The sequence below is a fragment of the Allobosea minatitlanensis genome, assembly GCF_964020775.1.
Genome location: NZ_OZ224509.1, coordinates 2,303,244 through 2,315,280 on the forward strand (window position 1 = coordinate 2,303,244; position 12,037 = coordinate 2,315,280).

Here is a 12,037-nt window from a genome sequence, read left to right on the forward strand (position 1 = left end):
GTCAGCTTCGATCGTTCAATCGAAGCGGGACATCCTGTCCGTATCTACGGCGGCATGCGCCCGTCCACCGCGATACGAGCCGTATCGCGGCGGCGAAAACATCGCGCGAAAGCCGTTAAGATCGGGTTTACGAAGCCGCGTCAGCCGATGCGGACAGGGCGCAGCAGGAAGGCCGGCACGTGATCGCCGAGGCCCTTGACCTGCGGCCCGTCATCCTCGTCGCGATTGCGGCGGCGCTCGCCGCGTTCCTTGCGCTCCGGGGTGCCGGGGCGGATCGGCTCGGCCTCGTGGCGCGAACGCTGGCGGCGCGCCTCGCGGCGCTCCTCCACGGCCTCGACGGCGGGGGCGGCCTCGGCTTCGCCATGGTCGCGGCGCTTGCCGTCGCGCTCGCCGCGGCCGCGGCCGCGCGCGGAGGAGCGCTTGTCGTCGCGCTTGCCGCGCCGTTCCTCGCGCGCCTCGCCTGGCGGCAGGGCGTCGAGCCCGGGACCCTCGAAGGCGATGGTCTGGCCGGTCAGCTTCTCGATGGCGGCGACGAGCTTGTCGTCATGGCGCGTGACGATGGTGAAGGAGGCGCCTTCGCGGCCGGCGCGGCCAGTGCGGCCGATGCGGTGGACATAGTCCTCGGCATGGGTCGGCACGTCGAAGTTGAAGACATGGCTCACCGCCGGGATATCGAGGCCGCGCGCCGCGACATCCGAGGCGACGAGGATCGGGTTCTCGCCGGTGCGGAAGGATTCGAGCGCCGCCATGCGGGCGTACTGGTCCATGTCGCCATGCAAAGCGACGGCGGGGAAGCCGTGCCGCAGCAGCGATTTGTGCAGCGTCGCCACGTCGCGCTTGCGGTTGCAGAAGACGATGGCGTTCTGCAGGTCGGTCGCGCCCTTGATGAGCTTGCGCAGCGTCTCGCGCTTCTCGAAATCCTGCGGATTGGAGGCGATCAGGCGCTGGGTGATGGTCGCGGCGGCGGTGGCGGGGCGCGAGACCTCGACGCGGACCGGATTGTGCAGGAACTGCTCGGAGATGCGGGTGATCTCCGGCGGCATGGTCGCGGTGAAGAACAGCGTCTGCCGGGTGAAGGGGACGAGCTTGCAGATGCGCTCGATGTCCGGGATGAAGCCCATGTCGAGCATGCGGTCGGCCTCGTCGATGACGAGCAGCTCGACGCCGGTGAGCAGCAGCTTGCCGCGCTCGACATGGTCGAGCAGGCGGCCGGGCGTCGCGATCAGCACGTCGACGCCGCGGGTGATCTTGGCGTCCTGGTCGCCGAAGGAGACGCCGCCGATCAGGAGCGCGACGGAGAGCTTCTGGTTGACGCCGTAGCGGGTGAAGTTCTCCTCGACCTGGGCCGCGAGCTCGCGCGTCGGCTCCAGGATGAGGGTGCGCGGCATCCGGGCGCGGGCGCGGCCCGTTTCCAGGATCGTCAGCATCGGCAGGGTGAAGGCCGCCGTCTTGCCCGTGCCGGTCTGGGCGATGCCCAGCACGTCCTTGCGGGCCAATACATGTGGAATGGCTTGGGCCTGGATGGGAGTCGGTGTGCTATAGCCGGCGGCCGTGACAGCCGTCAGAACCTTTTCACTCAGGCCGAGTTCGGCAAATGACATCGCGTTTCGCGCTTCTTCAGAGTCGGTGGCACATGGCGGGAAGACCTCATCAACCGCCACGCTGGCGCGACAACTGGACCTGCGCGCCTTCGGACCGCTGTGGAATGCAAAGAAAATGCGGCAAAGTCAATCACGTAGCCTGAAAAGGACGCTTTTTGCCTGATGAAGGACCCTCTCGTTCTCGTTCCCGGCCTCAGTTGCAACGCCGCACTCTACGCTCCGCAATGGTCCGCGCTCGCCGATGGCCGCCTGGTTCTGGTGGCCGAACACAGCCGGGACGACAGCCTCGGCGCCATCGCCGAACGGCTTCTCGCCGCCGCGCCGCCGCGTTTCGCGCTCTGCGGCCTGTCGATGGGAGGCTATGTCGCCTTCGAGGTGCTGCGCCGCGCGCCCGGGCGCGTGGCGCGGCTCGCGCTGCTCGACACCAGCGCCAGGCCGGCGACGCCCGAGAGCAACGAGCCGCGCGCCCAGATGATCGATCTGGCGGAGAAGGGCGCCTATGACAACGTCACCACCCTGCTCTGGCAGCGGCTGGTGGCGCCGGCGCGCCTGGCGGACGAGCGGCTGCGGCTTACGGTGCGGCGGATGGCCGAGGATATCGGCGCGGACGGCTTCGTGCGCCAGCAGAAGGCGATCATGCAGCGGCCGGATTCGCGGCCCGCTCTCGCCGGACTCGCTTTGCCGACGCTCGTCCTCGTCGGGGAGGAGGACGTGATCACCCCGGTCGAGGAGGCGCGGGAGATGGCCGGGATCGTCGGAGAGCAGGCCCGGCTCGCCACCTTGCCTGGCTGCGGCCATTTGTCGACGCTGGAGGAGCCGGAGCGGGTGACGGCCGAGCTGGCGCGCTGGCTCGAGGCGGGCCATTCGGGCTGAACGGGCTTTTTACGGTTCGGCAGCGGAACCGCGCGGCTCATCCCGGGCGACCGCGGGGAGATCCGGGGTCCATGACTGAACGGTTCCGGCACGGGCCCGGATCTTTGCTTGGCTCCGTCCGGGACGGCCCGCGTCCTTGTCGAGAGCCGGCTCGGTGCGGTGCGGCGATCAGCGCGGCAGGGCGCAGGGGTCGAGCTTGCTCTCGTTGGCGATGTGGCCGATCGAGCCGGTGACCATCGGATCGACCGGCTGGCGCTTCGAGGCGGCGAGGCTCGCCTGCGCCAGCCTGCCCTTGTCGAGGCCTGCGGTCTGGCTCGAGACGAAATTGGCGGCGATGACCGAGAGAAAGGCGATGGCGGCGGCGGCCTTGGCGATGTCGGTCGCCACGGTGCCGCGGTTGTTCTTCCAGAACAGTTCGATCAGGCGCATCGCGCTCTCCAGGGCCCGTTTCGGCGCGGGTACGGGCGCCAGCATGCGCCGGGAGCGGTAAAAGCTTGGTTAGCCGGAGCTTTCCGGACAGCCTGCAATCGTCAGGATCAGGGGCCGGCCTCCGGTAGCCGGCCTTCCAGCCCTGCGCGATGCGCGCGAAACAGCTTGCGCAGCGCCGCCAGAACCGCGCCGACGCCGGGGCGTTGCCGCGAGACGTCGTGCGAGAGCAGGAAGATGTCGTCGCCGGTCGCCTCCGGCGGCGGCGCGAGGCGCTCGAGCGCCGGGTCGGCGTCCGCCATGAAGCAGGGCGCCATCGACAGGGCGCCGGCCGAACGGATGCTTTCGTAGCGCGCCGCGGAATCGCCGACGCGGGCCGCGATCGGCCGCCCCTCGGCATAGCGCAGGATATGATCGTCGATCCGGGAAGAGGTCTCGCGGTTGACCGAGATGATCGGCGCCGTCGCCGGATCGACGTCGCGGCGGCAATAGAGCGCCTGCATCAGCCGGCCGATCTTCTGGGCGTAATAGCCGGGCTCGTCCGGTGGCCTGCTCATCCGCAGCGCGACGTCCGCTTCGCCATGGGCCAGACTGAGGCGCTCGCGCGTGCTGAGGATGACGATCTCGATGTCCCCGGCATCGCGGGAGACCGTGGTGGCGTGCCTGGTCAGGAACAGGCTGATCGAGGTCGTCGCGGTGACGCGCACCGGCGCATCGGCGAGCGGGCGGGCAGCCTCGGCGCGCGACAGGAAGCGCCGGGTCGCCGCCGCGATGGCCGCCGCTTCCACCGCGAGCGCGCATCCGGCGCCGGTCGGCACCAGCCGGTTGGCCTCGCGAAGGAAGAGCTGGAGGCCGAGATCCTTCTCCAGCGCCTTCAGCCGGCGCGCGACGGTGGCCTCGCTCAGGCCGAGCCGCGCCGCCGCCACGGCCATCGACCCGGCGACGGCGACGGCTTCGAAGATGCGGATGTCGTCCCAGGAGGGCTGTCCGGCTGCCGCCAGCCGGCCATCGGGTCGAGATGCAGATGCAGCAGACCCAGCCATGGCGTCAGGGACGGGCGGTCGACCGGGGCAGGGGCTTTGCGGTCATGGCAACTCGGGAAGCGGAAGGGGGTGGGCATGGGCGAACCCTGCCAGCCCCGGCGGATGGCGGCAGCCCGGCGGTGCTGGTCTCCACCCCTGCAGAACTGCCGGCCTCGCCGCTCTCGATGCCAACCCTCGCGCCCGCCCCTGGGTCATTGCCGGCCTGCCGTCACTGCTTCGCCGCGCGCGCCATGACGGCAAATCCGCATCGGTCCGTCTCAAAGGCAGCCGGTCTCACAGGTCGATCAGCGCGCCGGCGAAGGCCGCCCGCTCCTGGATGAAGGTGAAGCGCGCCTCGGGCTTGTTGCCCATCAGCCGCTCGACCGTCTCGGAGGTCTCCTCCTTGTTCTCGTGATCGACCATGACCTTGAGCAGGATGCGCTTGCTCGGGTCCATGGTGGTTTCCTTGAGCTGCTGCGGCATCATCTCGCCCAGGCCCTTGAAGCGCGAGATCTCCGGCTTCTTGCCCTTGAACACCGTTTCCAGCAATTCGTCCTTATGGGCGTCGTCGCGGGCATAGACGCTTTTTCCGCCGTGCTGGAGCCGGTAGAGCGGCGGCACGGCGAGATAGAGATGGCCCTTTTCGATCAGCTTCGGCGTCTGGCGCCAGAAGAAGGTGACGAGCAGCGAGGCGATATGGGCGCCGTCGACATCGGCGTCGGTCATCACGATGACCTTCTCGTAGCGCAGATCGTCCTCGCGGAACTGCGTGCCGATGCCGCAGCCGAGCGCCAGGATCAGGTCGGCGAGCTGCTGGTTCTGGTTCAGCTTCTCGCGCGTCGCATTGGCGACGTTGAGGATCTTGCCGCGCAAGGGCAGGATCGCCTGGGTCGCGCGGTTCCTCGCCTGCTTGGCGGAGCCGCCGGCCGAGTCGCCCTCGACGATGAAGAGCTCGGAGCCGGCCGCGCCGGCATTGGAGCAGTCGGCGAGCTTGCCGGGCAGGCGCAGCTTGCGCGTCGCGGTCTTGCGCGAGACCTCCTTCTCGAGGCGCCGGCGCAGGCGCTCCTCGGCCCGGTCGACCGCCCAGTCGAGCAGCTTGAGCGCCTGTTGCGGGGCGGCGGCGAGCCAGTGGTCGAAGGCGTCGCGCACCGCGCCCTCGACGATGCGGTGCGCCTCCTGCGTCGCGAGCTTGTCCTTGGTCTGGCCCTGGAATTCCGGTTCGCGGATGAAGACCGAGAGCATCGCCGCGCAGGTCGCCATCACGTCGTCGGAGGTGACCTGCGCCATGCGCTTCGACTGGCCGATGCGCTCGGCATGGTCGCGCAGGCCGCGCAGCAGGGCGATGCGCAGCCCCTGCTCGTGCGTGCCGCCCTCGGGCGTCGGGATCGTGTTGCAATAGGAGGAGGAGAAGCCGTCCTCGCCGGTGGCGAGCCAGGCGACCGCCCATTCGAGCGAGCCGTGGCCGCCATCCCTGGCGATCTTGCCGGAGAAGATCGGCTCGGCGACGAGGTCCTTGCCCTCGATCTCCTGGGCGAGATAGTCGCGCAGGCCCCCCGGAAAGCGGAACACGGCCTCGGCCGCGACGTCGCCCTCGGGCTTCAGCAGGGAGGGCGCGCAGCTCCAGCGGATCTCGACGCCGCCGAAGAGATAGGCCTTGGACCGCGCCATGCGGAACAGGCGCGCCGGCGAGAAATGCGCGCCCTCGCCGAAGATCTGCGCGTCCGGGTGGAAGCGCACCCTGGTGCCGCGCCGGTTGGCGACGGCGCCGACCGTCTCCAGCGGCCCCTGCGCCAGGCCGCGCGAGAAGACCTGGCGATAGAGCGTCCTGCCGCGCGCGACCTCGACCTCGAGCCGGTCGGACAGCGCGTTGACCACCGAGACGCCGACGCCATGCAGGCCGCCCGAGGTCTCATAGGCCTTGGAGTCGAACTTGCCGCCGGCATGCAGCGTCGTCATGATCACTTCGAGCGCCGATTTGCCCGGAAACTTCGGATGCGGATCGACCGGGATGCCGCGGCCGTTGTCGGTGACGGCGAGCGAGCCGTCCTCGAACAGCTCGACCTCGATGAAGGTGGCGTGGCCGGCCACCGCCTCGTCCATGGCGTTGTCGATCACCTCGGCGAAGAGATGGTGCAGCGCGCGCTCGTCGGTGCCGCCGATATACATGCCGGGGCGGCGGCGGACGGGCTCCAGCCCCTCCAGCACCTCGATGGCGGAGGCGTCGTAGCCGGCTTCCGAGAGCGTGCCGTTGCGCGCCGGGGCAGGGGTGGCGCGCGCCGGTTTCGGCGTCTCGACGGGCGCGCGCGCTTCCGGCCCCGGGCCGGCCGCCACGGGCCGCTCCATCTCGCCGCCGAAAAGATCGCCGTTCTCCGCCATCGCGTCCAATGCTTCCTGATTCGCAACGCAAAACTCTAGCGCATTCCGGCCCGTCCTGCGCTCGCCGCCGCTTATAGACGGCCCGGCCCGCTATAAAAACCTCGCCTTCCGCATCTGTCAGGAGCGCGGCGTCATCCGCCGGTCATCGGCGGCCGCGACACCGGGGCGCGGAACCCGGCCCGTTCAGGCTGCGTTAAGCGCCAAGGTCGAGGATGATGCGCATGACCGGGCCAGTGCGGCGATTCGCAACATGCTACGGTCGGCCTGAGGGGGAGGGCGTCGTGGTGTCGCGTCAGTCGGTTCCTGTGACGAGAATGGCCGGGCTCCAGCGGGCGGCGCGGATGGCCGGAGAATCCTTCGGCTACGAGGATGCCAGGCTCGCGACGGAAGCGCCGCGCCTCGACTGGCTGTTCTCGCGCGGCCTCTGGTGGCTCGTCGCCACGGCCGCCGGCGCCGGGCTCGCCTTCCTGCATTTTTCCTGAGACTCCGCCGCGCCCGCGTTCGGATCGGGCGGCGATCCGGTCCACGCGAAATATCAACCTTTCTGCCTTAGCCCTGGCGGCGGAGGGGTTCGCAGCGTGAACAGCGTCATCATCGGTCATACCGCCCCGGCGAGTGCTTTCGCCGCGTTCGTCGCCGGCTGAGGCGAAGCGATGGCGAAGCTCGTCGCGCTCGGCGCCTATTTTTATCAGGCTGTCCTGGCGCTGGGGCTGCTTCTGGTCGTCTCCAACCGGCTGCCTTCGGCGGAGTTCACCGCCTATTCGCTGTTCGTCTCGATCGTCCAGTTCGCGGCGATCGCCTGCTTCGAATGGATCCGTTTCGCCTGCAGCCGCTTCTATCCCGGACCCGACGCCGCGAGCGAGACCGCCGAGCGCGCAACCCTCACCGTCGAATTCCTCGCCTGCTGCGCGTTCTGCGCATGCGGCGGGCTGGTTGCGTGGCTCTGCGGAGTATCCGCACCGCTTGCAGGGCTCGGCGCGTTTGCGGCGATCGTGCAGGGCGGCAGCGAGATCCATCTTGCCATGCTGCGCTTCCGCCACGCCTTCCGGCTGTTTTCCCGGATGCAGGCGCTGCGGGCCTCGCTGCTGGCGGCGGGGACGCTCGCCGGTGCCTGGGCGGGGGCGGATTTCGCCCATGTCCTCGCCGGCATGACAGCGGGCTATCTCGCCTATGCGGTGGTGGCGGGGTTGGCCGATCGCGCGAGCTTCGGCGCGCCGATGCGCTGGAGTCCGCAAGCCACGCGCCGGCACCTCGCCTATGGCGGCGTCTCGGCCGGCGCGGCGGTCGCCGCGATGCTGGCGCCGCTCGGCCTGAAGGCGATCTTCACCGCCATGCTGGGCGGGCAGGGCGCGGCCGCCCCACTCCTGGCGCTCGACCTGCTGCAGCGCCCATTCGTCCTGGTCGTCTCGGCGATCCATGCCATCCGCTACCCGTCGCTGGTGCAGCTCTTCGACCGCGACGGCGACGGCATGGCGTTTCGCCGCGAGCTCGGCCGTTACTACGCCTTGCTGGCCGGCTTCTGCACGATGGGGGCGGCGGCCGTACTGAGCCTGCTCGCTCTGGCGAGCGCCTTCCTGATCGCGCCGGAGCTGCGCGAGGCTTTCCTCCGGGTGGCGCCGCTGATCACGCTGACCGCGCTCGCCCGCGCGTTGGTGCAGACGCTGCTGCCGACAGCCGCGCATCTCCAGCGCCGGCTTGGAGCCATCGCCCTGCTGGCCGTGATCGATTCCGCGCTGATGTGCCTCGGCGCCCTGATTGCCGCGGGGCTTCTCGGCGGCTCCGACGTGGCCATCTCCGGCGGTGCGGCGGCGGGAGCCCTGATCGCCTTGGCGGGCGGACTGCTGCTGCTGCGCCTGCTGCCCTTCGAGCCGCAACGCCTGCCGCTCGTCCTCGGCCTCGGGGCGCTGGCCTCCGCCTGGGCCGTCGCGGCGTGGTTCTCCGACAGTCCCGCCCTGGCCGCCGCCGCCGGGCTCGCCGCGACGCTAATCGCCAGCCTGCCGGCGCTGCCGCGGATGCTGCGCTGGCTGGCGCAGTGAGGGACGTCATGCACGAGGAAACACCCGCCATGAGGATCGTCGTCGGGATCGCCACCGCAGGGCGGCGCGAGGTGCTGTGCGACACGCTCGCGGCTCTGGCCGGGCAGCGGCGCCGGCCGGACGAGATCCTGGTCTGTCCGGCGCAGGAGGAGGATGTCGACTGGGCCTTTGCCGCCACGCTGGCCGTGCCGGTCAGGCGCCTCGCGCCGCGCCGGGGCCTGTGCCTGCAGCGCAACGCGATCCTCGATGCGATCGCCGAGGCCGACCTGCTGCTGTTCTTCGACGACGATTTCCTGCCAGCTCAGGACTTCATCGCCGCGGCGGAGGCGCTGTTTTCCGGGCAGGGCGATGTCGTCGTGGCGACGGGCGAGGTCCTGGCCGACGGCATCCACGGGCCGGGGCTCGGTGCCGAAGAAGCCCGGGCGATCCTGGCGCGCGACCGGCCGCCCGCAACGGCGCGGCTGATCCCGGTCGAGAACGCCTATGGCTGCAACATGGCGTTCCGCATGGCGGCGATCCGGGCCGCGGGAGTGCGCTTCGACGAGAACCTACCGCTCTATGGCTGGCAGGAGGATACCGATTTCTGCGCGCAGCTCGCCGGCCAGGGGCGGATTGTGCGCAGCACGGCGCTGCGCGGCGTGCACCGCGGCAGCAAGCGCGGCCGGACCTCCGGCCTGCGCTTCGGCTATTCGCAGATCGCCAACCCGTTTTACCTGGTACGCAAGGGCACCCTCAGGCCCCGCAGGGCCCTGCGCATGGCTGCGGGCAACATTGCCGCGAATATCGGCGGCAGCCTGAAGCCGAACAATCCCGTCGACCGGCGCGGCCGGCTGAAGGGCAATTGCCTCGCCTTCTGGGACTTGCTGCGCGGGCGGCTCGCGCCGCAGCGGATTCTGTCACTGGAGTAGGGGGCGTCAGCGCCGCTGCGCCGACATTTCCGAAAGGACCGAGAGCAGGGAGGCGGCGCTCTGGTCCCAGGAGAAGCGCGCGAGATTGGCCCGTCCCTTTTCGGTGAGGCCGAGGACGTCAGTGCCGGCATCCATGATCCGACGCATCGCATCTTCGAGACTGCCGTGGTCGCGAGGGTCGAAATAGAGCGCCGCATCCCCGCAGGCCTCGCGCACAGCCGGGATGTCGGCGGCCAGGACCGGGCAGCCCTGCGTCATGGCTTCGAGCGGCGGGATGCCGAAGCCTTCATAGAGGCTCGGAAAGACGAAGGCGCGCGCCCGGCGCTCGAGCGCGACGATCTCGGCATCCGTCAGCCGACCGGTGAAGATCAGGTTTTCCGCGTTCGCCGGGGCTGCGGCCTTGAACACGCCGCCCCGGTCGAGCGCGCCCGCGATCACGAGCTTCCAGCCGCGTTTCCCGAGGGCGTCGAAGGCACGGATGGCGAAGTCGACGTTTTTGTTGGGTTTCAGCGTCCCCAGCATGAAGAGGAAGTTCGCATCTTCGAGGCCCAGCCGCGGCAGGATGGTGTCGTCCGGAGCCAATCCTGAGAAGTGGTCAGTGGCGTTGTAGATGACCGGAATCCTGTCAGGCTCCACCCCGAAGACCGCGCTCAGTTCCCCGCGGGAGAACCGGGATACGGTCGCGATGCGCGCGGTTCGCGTCAGCCCGAAGCCGAGCAGCTTGTGGGTGGTGCGATAGGCCCTGCTGAAGGCTTCCGGGTGCCGGAAAATCGTGACGTCGTGAATCACCACGAGCTGCCGGCGATGAAGCAGCGGGCCACTTCCGCCGAAGCCGACGAGCAGGTCGCCAGCGGCCCGGCGCGCGAGCGAGGTCTGTTCCCAGAGATGGCCCGAGAACGGGCCGAAGCGTTCAAGGGCGATGTGCCGGAATTCGCCGGTCTCGGGGACGTCCGGCGGAGCCAGGAGGCGCCAGCGCGCCCGGCTGAGCGCTTCTGGAAGGTCTCCGGAGCCGATGCGCCGGTCAAGCGCCTTGGTCAACTCGAGCGCGAAACGCTGCACGCCGGTCAGCGGCTGGCCGAGGAAACGGCCGTTGATCGAGATCACCTGCAACTTCTGGGCACTGCCTTCCAGAATGAGTCGGCCGACACTGCCGGACCATGGGTAAAGGCCGGGTTATCCCCGGTTGAGCCCGCGACGTGGTCGAAAACGCTGTCAATCGCTTGCGTTATAAGAATTTATGCCTATTATGTTCCCTGTTCGTTCTCGCTATCGCACCGCGGCGGCGAGGCGGGCGAAACCAAATTTGAGCCGTCTTGGAGTTTTCAATGCCTGGCTATCGGATTCTCGACGACATGGTGATCGCAGACCCGGCCACGCCGGCGCCGTCCGGCTTCACCACCGCAACAATCGGAGACGCAATCGAGGCGGCGCGCAATGCCGCAAAGCCGCTTCAGCTTCGCCCGGGCACCTACGACATGTCGAATATCGATATCGCGACAACAAGCGGTTCCGGTCGCGGCATCGAGATCTTCTGCGCTGCGGGCGAGGCCATTCTGCGGCTCACGGGCGGGAATTACGGCCTTCGGGTTTCGAGCCAGACCGGCATGACGTTCCGGAACATCGTCTTCGACGGCGAGAGTCTCGGCTTGCCGGCCTATTCTGCTCCGAACGTCATCACGGCGGCAGCGGGCCTCGTCATCGTCGACAACGTCTATGACGTCGTGTTCTCGCGCTGCACGTTCCGCAACACGGCCAAGACCGCTGCCGAGCCGGCGGGATCCTATAAGGCTGCGCTCCTGTGCGTGAACGATTCGCGCCCTCGCGTCAGCCAGTGCAACTTCAACAATATCGACGTTGCCGTCTGGGCGTTCAGCTCCGAGATCCTTGTCGAGGATTGCCGTGTAATCGGCGCGAAGAACAACGGCATCGCGATCTACGGCACGATCGGAAGCGGCGGAAACCTCTCCGTCGTCCGCAACAACTTCATCAACTTCGTTGACAGCGACGCCGGGACCGGCGCCAACGGGAACGGCATCTCAGCCTATCTGGCCAACGACGTTTCCATTGTCGGCAACACCATCTTCAATTGCGCCTTTTCGGCGGTTCGCGTCAACGCCGGTTCGCGAGCCTTCATCGAAGGCAATTCCTGCTGGAATATCCGGGAGGCCTGTCTCTATTACGAGGCGCCGGCTGCCGGGCAGGACGGGACGGGCGCCACCATCGTCAACAATCGGGTCGATACTGCCGGCGCCGGCATCAACGTCGCCAATTCCGGCTATTACGGTGACGGCGTGGCTCGCCGCTCGATCGTCGCAGGCAATCAGATCGGCAACCTCGTCTCCACGCTCATTCCGGGGTCGGACGGAGTGGGAGATTACGAGACCGGCGCCATCGGCATTACGGTGGAGCAGGATTCCGTCGTCAGCGGCAATATCATCGAAGGCGCGGCCGGCGGCATCAAGCTCGGCGTGGCCCAGGGGGCTCGCGATCTCGTTTGCGACGGCAATCTGATCCGGGGCTGCGGCGTCGGGATCGCCTTCTCGTCCAGCGCCGAAGCCGGGAAGATGGTGATCAGCAACAACATCATCTCGGGCGCGGGAGCCAATGCGATCGTTTCGGCCGCGACGGTCGTGCTCATTCCGCCGCTCACGCCCTACGACGCCAATCTCTCTTCCCAGACGGCGGGAAGCGCCGGCCAGATCCTCATCGCAGGCAATCGCGCTTCCTGAGGAGCGGGAGACCGCATAAAAAAGGCCGGGGCGCATCAGCGCCCCGGCCTGCCGGCCGCAGCCGGT

At 68.8% G+C, this 12,037-nt stretch carries 10 protein-coding genes; 5 read left to right on the forward strand and 5 right to left on the reverse strand.

The window, feature by feature from the left end; genetic code table 11:
• Positions 1 to 140: 140 nt before the first annotated feature.
• Positions 141 to 1,601, reverse strand: a complete 1,461-nt coding sequence (locus ACWH43_RS11525; RefSeq protein ID WP_158444987.1) for a DEAD/DEAH box helicase — start codon at positions 1,599 to 1,601, stop codon at positions 141 to 143.
• Positions 1,602 to 1,763: 162 nt separating this feature from the next.
• Here ACWH43_RS11525 and ACWH43_RS11530 point away from each other — a divergent pair, with 162 nt between their 5' ends.
• Positions 1,764 to 2,474, forward strand: a complete 711-nt coding sequence (locus ACWH43_RS11530) for an alpha/beta fold hydrolase (protein ID WP_158444988.1) — start codon at positions 1,764 to 1,766, stop codon at positions 2,472 to 2,474.
• Positions 2,475 to 2,642: 168 nt separating this feature from the next.
• Here the strand turns inward: ACWH43_RS11530 and ACWH43_RS11535 are convergent, their stop codons facing one another.
• The 3 genes from ACWH43_RS11535 to parE form a co-directional block, all read right to left on the reverse strand.
• The gene (locus tag ACWH43_RS11535) at positions 2,643 to 2,903 is read right to left on the reverse strand and encodes a hypothetical protein (protein ID WP_260349621.1); all 261 of its coding nucleotides are present in this window, start codon (positions 2,901 to 2,903) and stop codon (positions 2,643 to 2,645) included.
• Positions 2,904 to 3,010: 107 nt separating this feature from the next.
• Positions 3,011 to 3,943, reverse strand: coding sequence for a LysR family transcriptional regulator (locus ACWH43_RS11540; protein ID WP_158448057.1), 933 nt, complete (start codon positions 3,941 to 3,943; stop codon positions 3,011 to 3,013).
• A 273-nt stretch (positions 3,944 to 4,216) separates the two neighbouring features.
• On the reverse strand, positions 4,217 to 6,298 hold the full coding sequence (gene parE, locus ACWH43_RS11545; protein ID WP_375797047.1) for a DNA topoisomerase IV subunit B: 2,082 nt from the start codon (positions 6,296 to 6,298) through the stop codon (positions 4,217 to 4,219).
• A gap of 314 nt (positions 6,299 to 6,612) precedes the next feature.
• Between parE and ACWH43_RS11550 the strand changes: the two genes are divergently transcribed.
• From ACWH43_RS11550 to ACWH43_RS11560, 3 genes are all read left to right on the forward strand, one after another.
• A complete protein-coding gene (locus ACWH43_RS11550) occupies positions 6,613 to 6,780 on the forward strand; it encodes a hypothetical protein (protein WP_448153470.1) in 168 nt (55 codons plus the stop codon).
• 171 nt (positions 6,781 to 6,951) lie between these two features.
• Positions 6,952 to 8,334, forward strand: coding sequence for a hypothetical protein (locus ACWH43_RS11555; protein ID WP_158444992.1), 1,383 nt, complete (start codon positions 6,952 to 6,954; stop codon positions 8,332 to 8,334).
• 29 nt (positions 8,335 to 8,363) lie between these two features.
• Positions 8,364 to 9,242: a glycosyltransferase family 2 protein gene (locus ACWH43_RS11560; protein WP_158444993.1), complete on the forward strand. Its 879-nt coding sequence runs from the start codon at positions 8,364 to 8,366 to the stop codon at positions 9,240 to 9,242.
• A 6-nt stretch (positions 9,243 to 9,248) separates the two neighbouring features.
• Here ACWH43_RS11560 and ACWH43_RS11565 read toward each other — a convergent pair whose 3' ends face one another.
• Positions 9,249 to 10,346 carry a glycosyltransferase family 4 protein gene (locus tag ACWH43_RS11565; RefSeq protein WP_260349625.1) on the reverse strand — a complete coding sequence of 366 codons (1,098 nt, stop codon included), beginning with the start codon at positions 10,344 to 10,346 and terminating at the stop codon, positions 9,249 to 9,251.
• Between the two features lie 221 nt (positions 10,347 to 10,567).
• On the opposite strand from ACWH43_RS11565, the gene ACWH43_RS11570 reads away from it, so the two are divergent.
• Positions 10,568 to 11,971, forward strand: coding sequence for a TIGR03808 family TAT-translocated repetitive protein (locus ACWH43_RS11570; RefSeq protein ID WP_260349626.1), 1,404 nt, complete (start codon positions 10,568 to 10,570; stop codon positions 11,969 to 11,971).
• The last annotated feature ends 66 nt before the right edge of the window (positions 11,972 to 12,037 follow it).